Below are 20,014 nucleotides of genomic sequence, written 5' to 3'. Positions count from 1 at the left end.
TTTTATGGTAAACTATTAGTACCAGCTATAAAAGGAGTGCATGTCTCTATGACAATGGTGTTTATGTTCCTGCTCGCTTATTTGATCGGCTGCTTTCCATCTGGTCTTATCATAGGCAAAGTATTCTACAATAAAGACATTCGGCAATATGGCAGCGGAAATCTTGGAACAACCAATACATTTCGTGTACTGGGAAAATCAGCTGGCATTATCGTCATGATTCTCGACATCTTAAAAGGATTTATTGTTGTTTTCATCCCTTTACTTTTTAATCAAGATGTTCATGGCGTGATTATCGGCTTATTTGCTATTCTTGGTCATGTGTATCCAGTGTTTCTGAAATTTAAAGGCGGAAAAGCTGTTGCTACTTCTGCAGGTGTCATTATGGGGGTAAACCCTCTTCTATTTATCGCAGTTACTATTACCTTCTTCATCATGCTCTATTTGTTTAAATATGTATCTCTTGCAAGTATTACTGCAAGTATTGTTAATTTTGTTCTTTCAATCGTATTTATGGATTGGATACTGATTGTAATAGCATTTATCATTATGTTGATTGTAATTATTAGACACCATTCCAACATCACACGTATAATCAATAAAGAAGAGCCCAAAATAACCTGGATGTGAGGTGCGAGATGAAAATAGCACTTGATGAAAAAGCAGTCGAATGGTTCAAGAAAGAACTGGACTTCCCTGAAAATAAAGCACTTCGTTTTTACGTCCGCTATGGTGGTGACGTCAACTTAAAACAAGGTTTCAGTCCAGCTTTTACAGTAGATACAGTTGATCCGGAAGGTTACTCTGAAACCCAGAGCGGTCTCACTTATTACGTGGATGAAAAAGATTTGTGGTATTACGAAGATCATATACTCAATGTAACTTGTAAAAATGATGAAATCGAATATTCCATCTCTAATAACATAGAATCATAAAATGAAATAATCCATCCTGCAAATAATTGCAGGATGGATTATTTATTGTTAATTATATAATGACAAATAGCGTTCATGCCATTCAGGGAAATGACGATCAAGCCTTATCGGTCTATTAGATCCACGTTTCATTAAAATATGTGTCGTCGAACCCGTAGCAGCAACTGAACCATCTTCTTTAATGACTTTATAGGCATAAATAGTCTTCAGTTTTGAATAAGACTCTATCCAGGTATGAATCGTTACTTTTTCAGGGTATGTTACTGAGTTCTTATACGTCAACTGAGCATCAATGACTGGTGAGATGACGCCTTCTTCTTCCATTTCAGCATAGCTGAAACCTGCTTTTTCAATAAAATCTGTCCGTGCCACTTCGAACCATATCAAATAATTAGCGTGATAAACCACGCCCATTTTATCTGTCTCTGCATATCTGACTGGTATTTCTAATTCTGTAGTATACATAGTCACACTCCTTACTTCCATTATATCAGACGAAATAAAAACCGACTACATTAGTAGTCGGTCAGAAATTATATACTGCTTATTGAGCAAGTTTATCTCGTAATACCATGCGTAAAATTCCACCATGACGGTAGTAGTCAATTTCAACTTCAGAATCGAAACGCGCAAGTGCTTCAAATTCAACCAGTGAACCGTCTTCTTTTACAGCAGTAACTTTAACATTATCACGTGGTTTAACACCTTCAGCGATGTCTACTGAGAACGTTTCATTACCAGTAAGCCCAAGTGATTCCGCTGAATCGCCTTTCAAGAATTGAAGCGGTAGTACACCCATCATCACTAAGTTTGAACGGTGAATACGTTCATAACTTTGTGCGATAACTGTTTTAACGCCGAGAAGGTTCGCCCCTTTAGCAGCCCAGTCCCGTGAAGAGCCCATACCATAGTCATTACCGGCAAGAACGACAAGTCCTGTACCGTCCTGCTGATATTTCATGCAGGCATCAAAGATCGGCATGATGTCACCAGTCGGCCAGTAAGTGGTGAATCCGCCTTCTGTACCAGGAGCAATCTGGTTTTTAATACGGATGTTCGCAAATGTTCCACGCATCATTACTTCGTGGTTACCACGACGTGAACCATATGAGTTAAAGTCACGGATTTCAACACCGTTTTCAAGCAAGTATTTACCTGCAGGAGTATCTTTACCGATAGCACCCGCTGGAGAGATATGGTCAGTTGTAACTGAGTCACCGAATTTACCCATCACTCTTAATCCTTGTAAGCTTTCAATATGTCCCGGCTCTGGTGTCAAACCTTCGAAGAATGTTGGATTTTGAATGTAAGTTGAAGTTGAATCAAAGTCATAAAGTGGTTGATCAGTTGATTCAATCTGGTTCCAAAGTTCATTGGAATCAAACACTGAAGCATATTCTTTACGGAATAAGTCAGGTGTGACAACAGAACGCACGACATCTTTAACTTCATCTATTGATGGCCAAATATCTTTCAAGAATACATCTTGACCATCTGCCCCTTTACCTAAAGAATCTTTCTGCAGATCAATGTTAACAGTACCTGCTAATGCATAAGCGACAACCAGCTGTGGAGATGCCAAGTAATTAGCTTTGACTAATGGATGAATACGTCCTTCAAAGTTACGGTTACCTGATAATACTGATGTCACGAGCAGGTCTTCCCTTGAAATTGCATCTTCGATTTCTGGTAATAACGGTCCTGAGTTACCAATACATGTTGTACAGCCATAACCCACAGTATTGAATCCCAACTGATCCAAGTACTGCTGAAGTCCAGATTGTTCAAGATAGCCTGTCACGACTTTAGAACCAGGTGCAAGAGAAGTTTTTACGAATTCTGGTACTTGCAGCCCTAATTTAACAGCATTTCTTGCGATAAGACCAGCACCAAGCATTACATAAGGGTTAGATGTATTTGTACATGATGTAATAGCAGCAATTGCAATATCACCCGTAGACATTAAACCATGATGACCATCGTTAAAATTGATGACTGCTTTTTTATCAAATTCTGATTGATCAAGTCCATGTCCTTGGTTACCCGCTGGAGCTGTGACAGATTTAACAAATTCTTTCTGCATTTTACTTAAAGGAATTAAGTCCTGTGGACGTTTCGGACCTGAAAGTGATGCTTCAACAGTAGACAAATCAAGTTTCACAATATCCGTATATGTCGGTTCAGGCTGATCAACTGTGAAGAACATATCATTGTTCACTAAATATTCTTTGACCACTTGGATATGTTCTTCGTCGCGTCCTGTCAGTCGCATGTAGTCAAGCGCTTCTTCATCAACTGGGAAGAAACCACATGTCGCACCGTATTCCGGAGCCATGTTGGCAATCGTTGCACGGTCAGCAAGTGGTAAGTTTACGACACCTGGGCCGAAAAATTCGACAAACTTGCCGACGACACCTTTTTTACGCAATTCCTGAGTCACGCGTAGTGCAAGGTCTGTAGCAGTAGCACCTTCAGGTAATTCATTCGTGAGCTTAACACCGACTACTTCAGGAATCGGGAAGTATGAAGGTTGACCAAGCATGCCCGCTTCAGCTTCAATACCGCCGACACCCCAGCCAAGAACACCAATACCATTAATCATTGTTGTATGAGAGTCTGTACCAACCAATGTATCAGGGAAAGTAACATTTTCACCGTTAAATTCACGTACGTGAACCACGTTTGCTAAATATTCAAGATTGACCTGATGGACAATACCTGTTGCCGGTGGAACTGCACGATAATTATCAAACGCTTTAGTTGCCCAGTTAAGGAACTGATAACGTTCTTTATTACGTGCAAATTCCAGTTCCACGTTACGCTGTAAAGCTGTTTCATTACCATAAGCATCTACCTGTACTGAGTGGTCAATCACTAAGTCCACGGGTACTTCAGGATTGATCTTAGTTACATCACCACCAACATCGTCCATTGCTTTACGTAATGATGCTAAGTCAACGACTGCTGGAACGCCAGTGAAATCCTGAAGAATGACACGTGAAGGCTTGAACGGCACTTCCGCGTTCGGATCATTTTTCTTACCCCATTTAACGAGATGTTTAATGTGTTCTTCTGTAATCACACGACCATCAAATTGTCTTAATACAGATTCAAGCAGAACACGAATAGAATAAGGTAATTTGTTAATTTCACCAAGTCCTGCTTCTTCAAGAGATTTCAGACTGTAAAAAGTATACTCTTTACCGTTCAATTCAAATGTCTGCTTTGAAGCATTCTGAAGATTTGAATTCATACTAGTTCCCCCTATATAATTAATCCTTTACATCTCTATTTTAATCAATAAAGAATAAGAAGTAAATGTTATCAAAATTCAAATAACAAATACTTCATTATAAGTTTTACTTATGAATAACTGAACTGTATCTTTAACCAGTTAATATATCCTCTTTAGGAAAGTGATAAGCTTGCTTTTTCGGTCTTGAGAATGTGAAGACAATAGTAAGCACTCCTATTTTACCTATTATCATCATTATTATTATCAGCAGTTTACCAATCGCTGACAAGTCATCTGTTATTCCCATCGTCAATCCGACAGTGCCAAAGGCCGAAACCACTTCAAAAAAAAGTTGTAAAAAAGGTAAGTTAGGTTCTAGCAGCACAAGTAGAAATGTGACTGAAAAAATCATTGCTGAACTTAGAACGACAATAGCGAAACTGCGCAGTAAAAATTTAAAGTCTATAGCACGCTTGTAAATATTAATCTGCTCATGCTGTTTAATAAAACTTAATGTCCCAAATAAAATAACAGCTGCTGTTGTCAGCTTAATACCACCGGCCGTAGAAGTTGAGCCTCCTCCTATAAACATCAGCAGCATCATAACAAGTATAGAATCAGTATTCATATCACTAATATCGATTGTGTTAAAACCAGCAGTTCTAGTCGTAATTGCCTGAAAATAAGCCATCTGTAACTTCTCATACCATATGTGCCCACCAAGAGTCTTATAGTTATTCATCTCAAGGAGATAGATGACCATGGTCGCGCTAATATTAATTAGCAGCGTACCGACAAGCATGATCTTTGTATGAACTCGCAACTTTTGAAATGAATTTTTCTTATAGCAGTCAATAAGAACAGTAAATCCGAGTCCTCCTACAATAATTAGAGTTGTAATTACAAAATTGATGACAGGATTTGACTGATAATTTATTAAATTGTTACTATCCAAAGCAAATCCCGCGTTATTAAATGCACTTACAGCAGTAAAGAAACTTCGATATAAGCCATTAATGATACCAAACCGTGGAATCCATTCCATAGCAAGAAAGGTCGTTCCTAACAACTCAATAGCAAGACTGACGAAAAATAAAAATCTGACAAGTCTCAGTACACCTCCGATGCTCCCTTGATTCAATGCTTCAGATATTAAAAAGCGGTTTTTAAGTCCCACTTTCTTGCCAATCATAATAAAGACAACCATAGCAAGCGTTACTAATCCAAGCCCTCCAGCCTGTACAAGAATCAGCAGGATCGTCAATCCAAAATAGTTGAAATGCTCCGTAATATCTACTGGAGAAAGACCGGTGACTGTGAATGCACTTGTGGCAATAAATAAACAGTCAATAAAAGATGTGGGTTTTAATTGAGAAGGCGGTGAATATAGCAGTACAGATCCCATTATTAAAAATCCTAGGAATGAAGACAAAATAACAAGATATGGATTTGATTTTCTTCTTTTTATTGTGACTCCTCCCATCTAATCTAATATATTGTTTCACCAAACATTTAAAAAAGCAATATAAAAAGCCGCAGTCCTTTACAGAACTACAGCTTTTACATTACTTTTTCTGAGATTCAGTATTTTTTCTGAAACGCTTGTCCGGCTTTAATGTTAAACCGAGCCTCATCCGTTCCTTATTGCCGTCTTTATACAATGAAATCATCATCATAATAAGAACGAACGAGAAAGGGAAAGCGACAATAATCGCTGCGCTCTGCAATGCATTTAATCCACCTGCATAAATTAGGACAAGTGCGATCAACGACTGAGCAAGACCCCAGATGACTTTAATAGAGTTGGAAGGGTTCAACGAGCCGTGAGTCGACTGCATGCCAAGCACGAAAGTAGCAGAGTCAGCAGATGTAATAAAGAATGTCGCTATTAATGCAAGTGCAATTAATGACAGTCCGAAACCTATCGGCATTTCCTTGAATACTGCAAACAGCTGAAGTTCGACAGCCAATTCACCTATACCAGGTACTTTTTTGAATGTTTCAATCGCTGTTGTTCCAAAGACGCTGAACCAGAAGAAGCTGAGAACCGCTGGAACAATCAGAACACCAATCAGAAATTCACGAATAGTACGTCCTTTTGAAACACGGGCGATGAAAATACCGACGAACGGACTCCAGCTCATCCACCAGCCCCAGTAGTATAAAGTCCATGAAGCCATCCAGTCCTTTTTCTGATCATTTAATGGCGATACATCAAAGCTAAGGTAAAGGAAATTCTGCAGTAAATTTCCAATTGAAGTAGAAAACATATTCATAATAAGAACTGTTGGTCCTAATAATAAGACACTGAACAGTAATAATGCAGCAATCACAATATTAGCGTTGCTTAAAATCTGGATTCCTTTCGATAATCCGCTCCATGCGCTAATCAAGAACAATATGGTAACTATTATTACTATAATCACTTTAACCAAGAATGTATTTGGTACATTGAAAAGATAATGCAATCCACCATTGATCTGCTGAGCACCCATCCCGAGAGATACTGCAACCCCTACAACTGTTGCAAATACTGCAAGTACATCAATGATAGTTCCGAACCAGCCTTCAACTTTATTACCAAATATGGGTCTTAACGTTCGCGACAACAGTCCAGGTTCACCTTTTCTGAACTGAAAATAGGCAAGTGCAAGTGCTACTACACCATATATTGCCCAGGCATGGAAACCCCAGTGAAAGAATGTAGAACGCATCGCTTCTTTGAAGGACTGATCTGTTTCAGGTTGTGCTGTAGGCGGCGATATGTAATGACTCAATGGCTCTGCGGCTCCCCAGAATACAAGTCCGATACCCATTCCTGCACTAAACAGCATGGCGAACCACGATAATGTGCTGAATTCCGGCTTGTCAGAGGGCTTACCAAGTTTCAGCTTACCGATAGGACTTAAAATTAAGAATAGACAGAATGCCACCATAACAGTTGATAAAATCACATAATACCAGCCAAACTTTTCAGTAATGAACGAATTAATATTCCCGGTAAGATCCTCAAATCCTTTAGGAAATACGGCTCCGGCAAATACCGTCAGCAGCACAAGGACAAGCGAGATATAAAATACATTCGTAACTTTCTTTTGATTATTCATCAAATACTCCTTTCAAATTTTTTAAAAACACTTATAACTATAACGTAGATCAAAGTCATTATCAAACGCACCCTATTTATCATTTCATTATGAATTTTCTTAAAAAAAGTGAAAAATGTTCAAAAAAACCTTTTCTAACGGCTGAATTTATTGTAAGCTAAGTTTATCAGGAGGTGACTATACATGTCATTATGGCAAGAATTTAAAGATTTCGCTATGAAAGGTAACGTTCTTGAACTAGCAGTCGCAGTTGTTATCGGTGCCGCGTTCAGTAAAATCGTAACAGCTTTGGTAGAAAGCATCATCATGCCGCTTATCGCGTTAATATTCGGCAATACAGATTTTGCTTCTCAATGGGCTTATAAAGGTGTTAAATATGGTGTCTTCATTCAGTCAATCATCGACTTCTTAATCGTTGCAGCAGCTATTTTCTTATTCGTTAAGTTGATCAATAAATTAACTAAAGCTCAACCTAAAGAAGAAACTGTTGAAGAAAACACAGCATTATTAACTGAAATCCGTGATTTATTACGTAACAAAAACATTTAATAAGTCAAAAAACATCCTGTCATTTCTGATAGGATGTTTTTTTGACTTATTTTTTATACGGTCCTTTTTCAATCATCGTCTTTACATCTTTAACAATTTCATCTTTAGGAAATTTCTGATCCCCTGTATCTTTACCAATATAATCTTTTATCACTGTTCCATTCTGATCAATCAAATAGAAAGATGTGCCATGTGTGGCCTGGTCATTGTTTTTAGTCGGTGGGACAACGATGGTCTTAAAACTTTCCTCAGCAAACTGTCTGATAAATTTTTCGTCATAATTTGTAAGTAACTTCCAATGCGATGTGTCAGAGCCATATTTTTTGACATAGGCTTTCATCACTTCAGGTTTATCTCGCTTTGGGTCAACACTGAAACTGACTATACCGTAATTTTTTATATTCTGCTTTTCAAGCTCGTCAACAACTGTACTCATATTATAAGTCATGGGCTGACAGACTGTTTTGCAGTTGGTAAACATAAAATCAGCAATCCAGACTTTTCCCGCCATATCTTTATTACTAAATGGCTGCCCCTCTTCGTCCATAGCCTCGAACTGTCCAACAGTATTCCCATAACTGCTTGTCGGCTCTATAGATGAGCGACCGCATGCAGTAAGCAATAACATCAATAAGGTAAAAACGATATATTTTTTCATAGTTTCCTCCTGTTTATGATTTAAATATATCAAATCAACAGGTTATGATAAACAAGCTTTATCATAAATATTTGACTAATCTATTACATTTACTTAATGATAAATTTTACTTTACTAATATAACCGCTGCTTTCAACATTCAATATAGCAGGAATTCTATTCTTTAATTCCGCCACATGAGAAATCAGGCCAACCATTTTACCGCTTCTCTCAAGTTCTACTAATGATTCTATGGCGGTCTCCAATGTTTCACTGTCTAATGTCCCAAATCCTTCATCTATGAATACAGAGTCTAGATTGATCCCTCCGGCAAGCTGTGTGACGTAATCACTTAGTCCAAGGGCAAGTGATAGAGAAGCAAGGAATGTCTCACCCCCTGACAGTGTTGATATATCACGGACTTTATTACTATAATTGTCAAATACCTCGATCTCTAGACCACTATATCCTTGAGCTACTTGTGTTTTCCGCTGAAATTGATAACGATAATTAGTCATCTGACTCAGTCTTGTATTAGACAGCTTCAACGTCTGTTCTAAATAATAAGTGAGTACAAAGTTCTCGAGCGTCAGTTTCTGATTATTTTTACCACCAAATAACTGAGCAAGAGTCATAATCTCTTCATGCTTTCCTACCATTTTTTTATAGTCTTCCTGTACCACCGTTAATTGATCCAGCAATTGATTATTATGATCTAGCTGATAACGAATTTTCATCAGTTTTTCTTCGTGGTCTTTAAATACAGTCGACAACTGTTTGTGTTGATATTGAAGCGGTTCAAGGTCAACTGATTGGTTATCACCGATTAAAATTTTTAAATCATCGAGTTTTATCATCATCACTTGCTCCTGCTCTCTGTAATGATTCAGCCAGTCTTCAAGTTCCTGAATAATAGCTTCATCAAATGTCTCGGGCAGCTCTTCTTCTTTCAAGTGATGCTTAGTCATTATGGTCTTATATTTAAGCTGAGTCTGCTGAAGGTTGTTTCTCCGCTCGTCCCGTTCATTGTTTATACGACTTAACAACTGGGTGTTATACTCAAGCTGCTGTTCTGACCGGCTCAATTTCATCTGATTTTCAGCTAATGCCTGTTCATAGTCCGCTACCTTTTTGCTACAGGAGCTGTAATCATTCCAGTATTCATCATAGTCAGAAAAGCCCGTCACTTCAGTAAAGTGCTGTTTTTTTCTCTTTCTCTCTTCTAGTTGGAAGCTGACTGCAGTCAATTGATTATGACATTGCATCTGTTTATTCTGGATGTCATCCAGTTGGAAGGTTACTTCTTCAATTTGGCTTTGTATAACTTCTTGTTCCGCTGTCGATTTTGAAATTGTCTGCTCGAGCTGTTTGTACTGAAACAATATATCTGATGCTTCCACCGCTTCTGTCTTATCCAACATTTCAAGCTTAGTTTCCAGGATGATCTGCCGTTCTTTTAACTTAGTCACTTGTTCATGTAGATTAACGACCGAGTGATCGATTTTGATGTCACCTTCTATAGAATGGTGACATATCGGACAGTAATCACCGCTGCCTAAGTTTTGACTTATTAATTGTCTGGCATAATCATGACAGTCATAAGAGTTGTACAGTTCTATCTGTTGTTTCGTAATATCATCCAACTCTCGTTTGACTGAAAGCTTCATTTCGTAATCTTTGTTACTCTGTTCAGCATCTTTCAGCAAAACGGCAAGATAAGTCTGCTGTTCTTTATAATGCTGCAAACTTTCTGTTCTTTGTCGCATAGTTTCAGTTAATTCATGATAATGATACGTCTGTTGTTTGAGTTCTGATGTCAGCATATCGTACTGATCGCGATAGTCCTGGTACCGATTTTCTTCATTTCTAATCTCAATGTCCAGCGTACGATAATCGTGCTCATTGATAAAGAAGGTCTGTCTGTCTTTGAGAAGCTGTTTTAATTGCTCAATAGATTGTTTTTTTTCATTTAAAGTTTTAATTGACCTCGATATTTCCGTCACTTCAAGCTGTATTTCTTTTACAGACTGTTCTGTGGTGGAAGCTTCCTGCATTACATGGTCCAATTTTCTCTTCTGCTCAACCAATGACTGCTGCACTTCAAAAAGTTGTTCCATTACACGCATTACTTTTAACTGATGTTCTTTTTGCTGAAAAATAGTATTCTCTTTCTGATGTGCTTTCAGTTTCAGTGTTAAAGACTGCTCTTCTTCTAGTGCATTATTTAATGATTTCGCAGCATTCAATTCTTCTTCTGCCTGCTGAATCTTTGTGTAATGAACTTTCACTTCCTGTTCCATTGTTTCAACAGCTAGTTGCTGATCAGCTATTTCTTTTCGACGTTCCTCTATTTGACTGGCAACGGGTCCGTTCAGTTCACGCTCTGACTTGAATTGGCTCAGCAGTACATCTTGTTCCTGTTCCGAATGCTGAACCTGCTGCTGGAGTTCTTTAGTCTCCTCAATGAGCTGTAATTCAAGATGTTTAAACCGAGTAGTATCGAAAAGAGTTCTTAATACTTTTTGCTTATCATTGCTGTTAGCTATTAAAAACTTCTTAAACTCACCCTGGGGTAAAATGAGTATTTGTCTGAACTGATTGGCATCGATTTTCATCAATTCCTTGATTTTCTGATTACCGTCTTTAACGCTTTTAGCAATCAGCTTGTGATCCGCTCCTATTAACTCCAATACTTCCAGCTTCGGCAATGTTTTAGTCTTATTTCCCGGCTTAATATAAGGAAGATAACGCGTCACCTCATAAACTCGGTTATCCAAAGCAAACTGAAAACAGACATAAGTCGGCTCGCTATCTTGTGAGAAATGACTGCGCAGCGCTCCTTCATCTCTTGCTGCAGTTGATGCTTCTCCGTATAAAGCATAAGTCATCGCATCAAACAGCATCGTTTTTCCGGAACCCGTTCTCCCGCTGATCAGAAAGAGCTGGTTATCTTCAAGCTGTCTAAAGTCAATGGTTTCACTGATAAAAGGTCCGAAGTTTTTAAGCTCAAGCTTAATCGGTCGCAATGTCTTCATCTCCTTTATGTAGTCTCGCAACAGTTTTAAGCTGTTCAGCTGATAGCATTTCTCCTGTTAATTCAGTTGAGAATAAGTTCATAATTTCTATATCGCCCTGCTCAACTATAGTGACAGCTGATGTCTCCTCGGCTTTCAAATCATCTGCATGTCGAAGTTCCAGTAAATTCGGATAGAGCTGCTTTAGTTTTGTCATAGGATCATTAATGTGACGCATATCAGTAAGAACCATCCTCATATAATCATGCTGAAAAGATGAGGCGTACGCTTCATCGTAAACATCTTGAAATGAACCTTCTATGACTGCCATATCTCTCAGTGGAGCAAGTGGAATAAAACTGTTCTTTATTTCACCATAAATCTCTAACATTCTGAAACCTTTCGGCTGATTCACTTCAGAGAATGAATATTTCATCAGACTGCCGCTGTAGCTGACATTTTCCGACTGAATAGCAAATGGATGATGAAGATGTCCTAATGCCACATAATCAAACATGTTAAATAAACTTTGAGGTACATGTTCAACAGCACCTAAAGTTAAAGGTCGCTCAGAATCACTTTCATTACCACCTTGAATGAATAAATGACTGACAACAATATTGAACTTCGTCCGGTCCATCTTCTCTTCAATTTTACTGATAATAGCTTCGTAAGCAGAAGCGTGTGTTGTAATCATATCGTCATTAAAATAAAAGCGAGCTTCTACCGGTTCAATGTATGGAATAAGATAAAAGTCTACCGATTCATATGTAATCGGTTGAAAACTATCTTCAATTTCAGTACTGATATAGAAATCATGTGTTTTAAACCAAGATTTACCATATCCTAATCTCTCAGCACCATCATGGTTGCCACTGACCGCAAGTATAGGAATTTTTCGTTCAATATTGACCATCTTCACAAATGTTTCAAAGAGCAGTACTGATTCTTTTGAAGGTAGAGAACGGTCATAAATATCTCCCGCAATAATCAGCAGCTCAATATTTAGTTCATCAATTTTATTGACTAACTTTTTTAGTAGATATTCCTGGTCATCCAGCAAACTATGCTGATTAATTGTTCTGCCAATATGTAAATCACCAATGTGCATGACTTTCAAAGTTATCACCTCGATTAAATTATACACAAAAAGACACATCCGACGAATCAGACATGCCTTCAGATAAATAATATATATTGGAAAGCAGGAATTATTAAAGTTTGAACAGCGGCGTTTCAATACGTTCTACTATTTTTGCTTCTTTCAAAGAAGCTGGACGTCCATTAGGTGTCTCTAAATAATTACCAGTGACTAATGACTCCATTACACTTTGAACTTCTTCAGCTGTCAACTGCTCTTTTGGGCTCGCGATGTTGAACTGATAGCTTTTGCCAAAGTCAGTCGCAAAAATCATCTGTAAAGTTTTCATGATTTCACCTCCTCAATGAATTTTTTTCTATTACACGGTTTTTGTTTCGATTTTTTCAGCAGCCACATAGTCTTCTCCTGTTAAAATACTAATCAAGTCCTTAAAGCTGTTTGCCTGCGGTTCAGTCAGATCCATTCTGACTTGACTAAATCGACGGGATTTGCGTGTTTCTTTTCCACTTTCAGATACATCAGAAATGTAGATAAGACTTAGAACGACTTCTTTCAACATATGATCACCTCCTTTACGCTCTATATATCGAATGAAGAAACCGGAATAGACACATCAGTTATTTTTTTCTATAATGAGCATGAGGTGAATACGTTGAATGATATTTTTATTACATTAATCTTTGTCTGGACTGTCATTTTTTTAGGACTGCTGGCAATCGGTGGGTTTTTTATGTTCCGTAAGTTTCTAAAAAGAATGCCGAAAGAAGACGGCAGAAGTGAACTGGACTGGCAAGACTATTATATTCATAAAGCACTCCCTTTATGGCATGACGACAGCAAATCACTTCTGAACGAACTCGTCACACCTGTACCTGAATTGTTCAGAGATGTGGCAAAAGAAAGAATTGCAGGGAGAATTTCTAAGATTGCTCTTGACGAAGGCGCCGAAAAAATACAGCTTGATCATATAATGCGGGGCTATATTATAGCTACACCGAAACGTGACCATGGATTTATGAAGAAAAAGCTGACGCAGCTTGGCATTGATTACACACCGTATAACGAATACTTTAAATATGCAGATGACGAGAAGAATAAATTTTCAATATTTGATCATTCGGAACTTATCGCCAAAGAAATACAGAAATAAAAGTGCAGCTCTCCTTAATGGAGAAATGCACTTTTATTAATTGATTCATTAAGTTTCCTGTACTTGATATACATAGCAATTCGCCACGGAACTATCATGCTGAAAGCAAGTAGAAAGAACATGCCGGCTAATTCTCCCGGATGTATAGTACTGCTTAAATAAAACTTGAGTACTGAACGTATAACCAGCAATGAAATTAAGATAACCGGAAATAACTTTGAACGTTTCATATAAATCTGTCCGTCAAGAACTTGAAAGTTTGACGTAAAAATTAAAAACAATGAGAAAAACATTCCAACAAGAACTGCTTCAAGTATTTCCATTCCCGTCAGTCTGAAATATGGAACCACATACATTAGTGCTCCTGTTGCCATGAAAAATGGCGGTAAAATGATTTTTTTAGCGTTGGTCGGATATTTCTGAGCCTTCATTCGAACAACGATGACAATCATTCCCATACATAGTGCTACTATCATTGAAAGAATAACATACATCTTAAATCCCCCAACTAAATAATCTCGTGATTTCTGTCAGCAAATCAAAAAACAGCAAAATCCCCATGATAACCATGATGATTCCACCAGCTTTCATCAGCAGTTGACTATATTTTCTGATGAATTTCAGCTTGGTCAAAAAAAACGTCAGCAGTAAAAATGGAATACAAAAACCAAGGACATACAGAACCATATAGAACAGTGCAAGTGACTGATTCGTCAGTGCAAGTGATATAATTGTTCCTATTATCGGTCCCATACACGGCGTCCATCCTGCAGCAAAAGCAACCCCTATAATTAGTGATCCCAAGTATCCCCCAGGTTTATGCTTAAAATTCAACTTCCTATCAGCCATTAAAAATTTAGGTGTAAATATACCAAGTGTCATCAGTCCAAATATCATCATCAGTAATCCACCAATCATACGAATCGTATCATCATACTGATTAAGAAAATCACTGACAAATCCTATACCGATCCCAAATGAAATATAGACAAGCGAGAAGCCAATCAGAAAAAGAACAGTATGTAGTAAAGCCTTTTTGTTTATTTGGCCTTCTTTAAGATCATCGAACGATATACCCGTTATATACGATAGAAACGCAGGATAAATCGGCAGCACACAAGGTGAAATAAAACTAAGTATTCCAGCACCAAATGCCAGAGCCATGGTGACATCACCCATAATCATCACTCCATTCCAAATCATTTTACCAAACCTACTCTTAAAAAAAGCAGTATTTTTTGAAAAATTAGTGACAGTAAAGGTTGCGGGTGATCTATAGTGCTATATATTCAATTTGACAAAACCATGATATATTATTGATAAAGGAGGTCCTTAAATGAAAAAAACATTATTATTGTTTCTGATTTGTCTTTTCATATTAAGTGGCTGTGCTGAAAATAAACGGTCTGAAGCAGAGATTAATCATGCTAAATCAGCATTTAAAAAGGAAACGCATAAACCTAAAGTGACTGAAAAAGAGAAGAAAGCCACAAAGTCTTCTAAAGAGGCGCTCGCAAAAATAAAAGCAGCAAAAGAACGTGCTAAAAGAAATAAAGACACAAAAGAACAAACAGCTGCTGCGACGATCTCTGATAAGAAAACGGCTGATAATCAATCAGAAGATGAAATATCGTCGAATACAGATAGTACCAAAAGCGTTAAGAAACACACCACATCAAAGTCATCTTCATCTACAAAAGCTCGCAGTAACTCAAAACGTAGCACCAATGACACGAAGCAACCCACGCTGTCAAATAATGGTCAAACTATGAGTCAAACAGCACCTGTTAATAGTGATCAGAATACTGCGGAAAGTACACCAGTACAAACGCAGCCAGTTCAACCAAGCAATCCTCCGGTATCTAATACAGAGAAGACAGAAACTCCAGAACCAGCAACAACAGAATTACCAATGACAGAAAGACCGATGACAGAAAGACCGACTACTGAAGTTCCATCGACAGAAGCTCCAGTGACAGAAACACCAATGACAGAATCTCCTATTGCCGACTATGTCGACCCATTAGATGAATAAAAAAAGGATGCAGCAGCATCCTTTTTTTATTTGACGTTCTGATTCATATTTTTATTCATCATCGTCATCATTTGATTGATTTTTTTCTGAGATGGTTTTTGACCCATCTGCATCATCATCATTCGTAACATATCTTCATTGATTGGCGGGTTCTTTTTCAAGTAATCCATCATATATTTACGTGCCAGATAAAACCCAAGCGCTGCACCTGCCACTGCTGCTAATATAATTAATAAAATCCATATCCAGGTCTCCATTATTTCACCCACTTTCTCATTCCTTTAAAAGTGTACTAAATAATTGCATGATTTTCAACTTTTATTAAAAAGGAATAACGCCGAACAATATGGCCGCTAGAATCATAAACAGTGATGAACCAATGGCCCATTTCAATGCGAATTTCTGGTTCTCACCATAGTCAATGCCGAGCATCCCGACGAGCAGATAGCCTGCTGCATATAATGGACTAAGAACATGGGCTGGTTGACCGAGAATTGAAGCTCTTGCCATTTCCGCTTTTGAGATATCAAATTTTGCTGCTGATTCTGCCAGTATAGGCAAAATACCATAGTAATATGGATCGTTCGCCATAAAATAAGTAAATGGCATACTGAGTAATGCAGTAATGAGTGCAAAATGATCTCCCATACTTGCAGGAATAATATTGACAAGCGCATCTGCCATAGCGTCAACCATTTTTGTGCCGTTCATAACACCAGTAAAAATTCCTGATGCAAAAACAAGGCTCACTACTGCAAGAACGTTTGGTGCATGAGCTTTAACTCTGTCAGATTGCAGAGAAATATTAGGATAATTAACAAGAACCGCTATTGCAAAACCGCACATAAACAATACTGGTATTGGTAATAGCTCAGTGATTAAAGCGTAGAGTAATAATAGGGTCAGCAATGCGTTGAACCATACGAGTTTAGGTCTTAATAATTCAATCTCATCCTGCGACTTACCATCAGGATGCTGATGCATATCATCAAGTGACATTGTCAAATGATCGACTATGCCTACTCTTTTTCGTTCTTTTAATCCGAAGTAGTAAGCGGCACCAAGCGCAAATAATATGCCGGCAGCCATCACTGGAATGATGGGTGTGAAAACTTCTTCAGTCGTTGTCTGCAACGCCGAGATAGCACGTGCTGTTGGCCCTCCCCAAGGCGTCATGTTCATCACTCCAATTGACAGAAGTGCAAGTGTTGCTAGTATGTATGGATTCATTTTTACTTTTCTGTATAACGGCAGCATCGCTGTCACAGTAATAATGAAAGTCGTCGTGCCATCGCCGTCTAGAGCAACTAGACTGGCAAGAAGTACCGTACCGATCGTAATTTTAAGTGGATCACCTTTGACTGCTTTAATAATCAGATTAATGACAGGATCAAATAATCCGGTGTCAATCATGATACCAAAATATAGTATTGCAAAAATCAACATAATTCCTGTTGGTGCAACCTGTTTCAGCCCTTCCAGCATATGGTCGCCGATGCCATTATAAAAGCCACCAATGACAGCAAAGACTGTCGGTACAAGAATGAGTGCAACTAACGCTGACATTTTTTTAGTCATAATCAATGTCATAAAAACTATAATCATTATAAAACCAAGTAATGCTAAATTCATAATAAAAAATACCCCCTTATCTCAAGTTTAGAACTGTTGAGATAAGAAGGCAATCCTTTTTTCTGAAAATTCATTTAAGTTTTAATTTTAACTTCACAGCTCTTATTTATTCCATTTCAAGAACAAGTTTAACAACATTTTCTTTAGTGAAGCCGTATTTCTCCATCACTACTTCACCAGGAGCACTCGCACCGAAGCGGTCGATACCGATGACCAGACCATCCAGACCAACATATTTATACCAGCCATCTGTCGCTCCCATTTCAATTGCTACTCGTTTTTTAATAGACTTTGGAAGTACTTTTTCACGGTAAGATTTGTCCTGCTGATCAAACAAGTTGAGATTCGGAAGAGAAACAATCTGAACACCTTTTCCTTGCGCTTCAAGCAGTTTTCCTGCTTCAACAGCAAGTGATACTTCGGATCCTGTTGCGATAAGCAGTATTTCAGGTGATTCTGACTGATAGACGACATAACCACCACGACGAACTCCTTCTTCCAAAACTTCTTCGCTTACATCAAGTGCCGGTAAATCTTGTCTTGTAAGGACTAAAGCAGTAGGATCTTTTTTAGACTCCATAGCGACTTTCCATGCAACTCGTGTTTCATTGCCATCTGCTGGACGGAATAAATTCAAGTAAGGCATCGCACGTAGTCCTGCAAGCTGCTCGACCGGCTCATGCGTTGGTCCATCTTCACCGACAGCGATTGAGTCATGTGTGAAGACATATGTTGAAGGAACACCCATTAAAGCTGCTAGTCTTAATGCCGGTTTTAAGTAGTCGCTGAAGACAAAGAATGTTGCACCATATGGTTTAACACCACCATGTGCGGCCATGCCATTAATCATAGCTCCCATCGCAAATTCACGGACACCGAACCAGATATTACGCCCTTCAGGTGTTTCCGCGGAGAAATCGGCAGCTTTTTTTACATTTGACTTGTTAGATGAGGCTAAATCTGCTGAACCGCCGAATAATTGAGGTACTGATTGGGACAGCGCCTGGATCATTTCTCCAGAAGTTGCACGTGTTGCCCCTTTGCTTCCTACCTCATACTTCGGTAAATCTGCTGCATAATCTTCACTTAGACGATTATCAATGGCTGCCTGTAGTCTCTCGCCCAATTCCGGATTGTTCTTTTTATAGTCTTGAAGCTGCTGATTCCATGCCGCTTCTTTTTCATTTCCACGTTTGAGCATTGTTGTCTGAAAAATTTCATATACTTCTTCAGGGACATGGAATTTAAGCTTGGGATCCAAACCATATTGCTCGAACGCCAGTTTACGTTCATCAGCTCCAAGCGGCGCACCATGAACACCGTTTGTACCTTGTTTATTAGGTGCACCGTATCCAATCACTGTTTTAACTTCAATCATTGTTGGAGCATCAGATTGTTTTGCTGCTTCGATAGCTTCATTGATGGCATTCATGTCATTGCCATCTTTGACAAGGATATGCTGCCATCCATATGCTTCAAAACGTCCTTTAACATCTTCAGAGAACGCTTTGTCAAGGTCACCATCCAATGAAATATCATTTGAATCGTAAAGAGCGATTAATTTGTTTAACTTCAAATGACCCGCAAGTGAAGCAGCTTCATGTGAGATTCCTTCCATTAAATCACCATCTGACACTAATACATAAGTAAAATGGTCAATAATTCCGGAGTCTTCAGTATTATAAGTTGCAGCTAAGTGTTTTTCAGCCATAGCCATACCAACACTCATCGCAAAACCTTGACCAAGCGGACCTGTCGTAATATCGATTCCATCTGTATGATTGAATTCCGGGTGGCCAGGTGTTTTTGATTCCCATTGACGGAAGTTTTTAAGTTCTTCCAGTTCAAGCGCACCTGAAACGTGCAGTAAAGAATAAAGTAATGCTGAACCATGACCGGCTGACAATACAAAACGGTCTCGGTCGAAGAAATATTTAGAGCTAGGATTAAATCTTAAGTGACGCGTCCATAGCGTGTAAGCCATTGGAGCAGCTCCCATAGGTAATCCAGGGTGACCTGAGTTCGCCTGTTCAATCTGGTCAATACTTAATGCGCGAAGCGTATCTACAGCTAACTGATCTTTGTCATTAAACATGATAAAATCTCCTTTTAAATAAATGTATTGATTCTTTATTAGTATAACTTATCAGTGTCAATCAATCTCGTATATTGTTCTGACGCTGTATTTCCTTGATCTTTTCAGGAGTAACATCTGTTCCTTCCGGATCAATTACCTTTGTATTCTCAATCGTTTTCTTAAAGCTGTTTCTAAAACTTTGAAGGTATTCCGCTCGCAATCTACTTTGCTCTCGTCCCTCTTCTTCAGTTAAACCTTCTGTTTTTTTCTTTTTTGCAAGTTCATTGATACGGTCCATTTTTTGCTGCTCAAGCATATATATCATCCCTTTCATAATAAAGATAGCAAAAAAACATTTTTAATCCAACTTGTATATAGTATTCAAATAAAAAAACCTGCTGAAATCAGCAGGTTTCAGACTGTAGACAAACTCATTTTGAAAATGGGTTTGTCTTTTCTTTTTTTTCGAAAAATAAAAAATATCGATTTACAGGCGTAGTTATTGCTGGCTACTTCCTGGTCTGGAACTAGGAAGTACGCC

General features: G+C 38.2%; 20 protein-coding genes. 5 read left to right on the top strand and 15 right to left on the bottom strand.

Annotation, left to right across the window (positions count from 1 at the left end; genetic code table 11):
* Positions 1-48: 48 nt before the first annotated feature.
* Both plsY and ERX29_RS09690 read left to right on the top strand, forming a co-directional pair.
* Positions 49-630, top strand: a complete 582-nt coding sequence (gene plsY / locus ERX29_RS09695) for a glycerol-3-phosphate 1-O-acyltransferase PlsY (RefSeq protein WP_133444479.1) — start codon at positions 49-51, stop codon at positions 628-630.
* A gap of 8 nt (positions 631-638) precedes the next feature.
* Complete coding sequence (locus ERX29_RS09690; protein ID WP_133444478.1) at positions 639-935, top strand: HesB/YadR/YfhF family protein; 297 nt, start codon at positions 639-641, stop codon at positions 933-935.
* Positions 936-983: 48 nt separating this feature from the next.
* Here ERX29_RS09690 and ERX29_RS09685 read toward each other — a convergent pair whose 3' ends face one another.
* The 4 genes from ERX29_RS09685 to ERX29_RS09670 form a co-directional block, all read right to left on the bottom strand.
* Complete coding sequence (locus ERX29_RS09685; RefSeq protein WP_133444477.1) at positions 984-1,400, bottom strand: acyl-CoA thioesterase; 417 nt, start codon at positions 1,398-1,400, stop codon at positions 984-986.
* Positions 1,401-1,479: 79 nt separating this feature from the next.
* Positions 1,480-4,188: an aconitate hydratase AcnA gene (acnA, locus tag ERX29_RS09680; protein WP_133444476.1), complete on the bottom strand. Its 2,709-nt coding sequence runs from the start codon at positions 4,186-4,188 to the stop codon at positions 1,480-1,482.
* A 133-nt stretch (positions 4,189-4,321) separates the two neighbouring features.
* Positions 4,322-5,653 (bottom strand): TrkH family potassium uptake protein, encoded by a 1,332-nt coding sequence (locus ERX29_RS09675; RefSeq protein ID WP_279433916.1) that lies wholly within the window; start codon positions 5,651-5,653, stop codon positions 4,322-4,324.
* 82 nt (positions 5,654-5,735) lie between these two features.
* Entirely contained in the window at positions 5,736-7,277 is a 1,542-nt protein-coding gene (locus tag ERX29_RS09670) for a glycine betaine uptake BCCT transporter (RefSeq protein ID WP_133444475.1), read from the bottom strand.
* Between the two features lie 183 nt (positions 7,278-7,460).
* On the opposite strand from ERX29_RS09670, the gene mscL reads away from it, so the two are divergent.
* Positions 7,461-7,826, top strand: coding sequence for a large conductance mechanosensitive channel protein MscL (gene mscL, locus ERX29_RS09665; RefSeq protein WP_133444474.1), 366 nt, complete (start codon positions 7,461-7,463; stop codon positions 7,824-7,826).
* Positions 7,827-7,872: 46 nt separating this feature from the next.
* Here the strand turns inward: mscL and ERX29_RS09660 are convergent, their stop codons facing one another.
* The 5 genes from ERX29_RS09660 to ERX29_RS09640 all read right to left on the bottom strand — a co-directional run bounded on the left by ERX29_RS09660 (position 7,873) and on the right by ERX29_RS09640 (position 13,138).
* Positions 7,873-8,484, bottom strand: coding sequence for an SCO family protein (locus tag ERX29_RS09660; protein ID WP_133444473.1), 612 nt, complete (start codon positions 8,482-8,484; stop codon positions 7,873-7,875).
* A gap of 89 nt (positions 8,485-8,573) precedes the next feature.
* Complete coding sequence (locus ERX29_RS09655; RefSeq protein ID WP_165981128.1) at positions 8,574-11,489, bottom strand: AAA family ATPase; 2,916 nt, start codon at positions 11,487-11,489, stop codon at positions 8,574-8,576.
* Positions 11,476-12,588, bottom strand: a complete 1,113-nt coding sequence (locus ERX29_RS09650) for an exonuclease SbcCD subunit D (protein WP_165981127.1) — start codon at positions 12,586-12,588, stop codon at positions 11,476-11,478. The genes ERX29_RS09655 and ERX29_RS09650 overlap by 14 nt, the downstream gene beginning before the upstream one ends.
* A gap of 103 nt (positions 12,589-12,691) precedes the next feature.
* The gene (locus ERX29_RS09645; RefSeq protein WP_133444470.1) at positions 12,692-12,907 is read right to left on the bottom strand and encodes a DUF2922 domain-containing protein; all 216 of its coding nucleotides are present in this window, start codon (positions 12,905-12,907) and stop codon (positions 12,692-12,694) included.
* Between the two features lie 30 nt (positions 12,908-12,937).
* Positions 12,938-13,138 carry a DUF1659 domain-containing protein gene (locus ERX29_RS09640; RefSeq protein WP_133444469.1) on the bottom strand — a complete coding sequence of 67 codons (201 nt, stop codon included), beginning with the start codon at positions 13,136-13,138 and terminating at the stop codon, positions 12,938-12,940.
* Positions 13,139-13,231: 93 nt separating this feature from the next.
* Here ERX29_RS09640 and ERX29_RS09635 point away from each other — a divergent pair, with 93 nt between their 5' ends.
* Positions 13,232-13,729 (top strand): DUF2621 family protein, encoded by a 498-nt coding sequence (locus tag ERX29_RS09635; RefSeq protein ID WP_133444468.1) that lies wholly within the window; start codon positions 13,232-13,234, stop codon positions 13,727-13,729.
* A 14-nt stretch (positions 13,730-13,743) separates the two neighbouring features.
* Here ERX29_RS09635 and ERX29_RS09630 read toward each other — a convergent pair whose 3' ends face one another.
* Together ERX29_RS09630 and ERX29_RS09625 are read right to left on the bottom strand one after the other, a co-directional pair.
* A complete protein-coding gene (locus ERX29_RS09630; RefSeq protein ID WP_133444467.1) occupies positions 13,744-14,223 on the bottom strand; it encodes a CcdC family protein in 480 nt (159 codons plus the stop codon).
* Between the two features lies 1 nt (position 14,224).
* A complete protein-coding gene (locus tag ERX29_RS09625; protein WP_133444490.1) occupies positions 14,225-14,908 on the bottom strand; it encodes a cytochrome c biogenesis CcdA family protein in 684 nt (227 codons plus the stop codon).
* Positions 14,909-15,065: 157 nt separating this feature from the next.
* On the opposite strand from ERX29_RS09625, the gene ERX29_RS09620 reads away from it, so the two are divergent.
* Positions 15,066-15,764: a hypothetical protein gene (locus ERX29_RS09620; RefSeq protein WP_133444466.1), complete on the top strand. Its 699-nt coding sequence runs from the start codon at positions 15,066-15,068 to the stop codon at positions 15,762-15,764.
* Positions 15,765-15,790: 26 nt separating this feature from the next.
* On the opposite strand, the gene ERX29_RS09615 is transcribed toward ERX29_RS09620, so the two are convergent.
* The 4 genes from ERX29_RS09615 to ERX29_RS09600 form a co-directional block, all read right to left on the bottom strand.
* Positions 15,791-16,021 carry a YneF family protein gene (locus ERX29_RS09615; RefSeq protein ID WP_133444465.1) on the bottom strand — a complete coding sequence of 77 codons (231 nt, stop codon included), beginning with the start codon at positions 16,019-16,021 and terminating at the stop codon, positions 15,791-15,793.
* 64 nt (positions 16,022-16,085) lie between these two features.
* Positions 16,086-17,396 (bottom strand): CitMHS family transporter, encoded by a 1,311-nt coding sequence (locus tag ERX29_RS09610; RefSeq protein WP_133444464.1) that lies wholly within the window; start codon positions 17,394-17,396, stop codon positions 16,086-16,088.
* 106 nt (positions 17,397-17,502) lie between these two features.
* Positions 17,503-19,491 (bottom strand): transketolase, encoded by a 1,989-nt coding sequence (tkt, locus tag ERX29_RS09605; protein WP_133444463.1) that lies wholly within the window; start codon positions 19,489-19,491, stop codon positions 17,503-17,505.
* Positions 19,492-19,552: 61 nt separating this feature from the next.
* Positions 19,553-19,789 carry a DUF896 domain-containing protein gene (locus tag ERX29_RS09600; RefSeq protein WP_133444489.1) on the bottom strand — a complete coding sequence of 79 codons (237 nt, stop codon included), beginning with the start codon at positions 19,787-19,789 and terminating at the stop codon, positions 19,553-19,555.
* Positions 19,790-20,014: the final 225 nt, after the last annotated feature.

Source organism: Macrococcus lamae, from assembly GCF_004359545.1.
Taxonomy (GTDB): Bacteria; Bacillota; Bacilli; order Staphylococcales; family Staphylococcaceae; genus Macrococcus; species Macrococcus lamae.
This window is presented reverse-complemented; position numbering and strand designations above follow the sequence as displayed.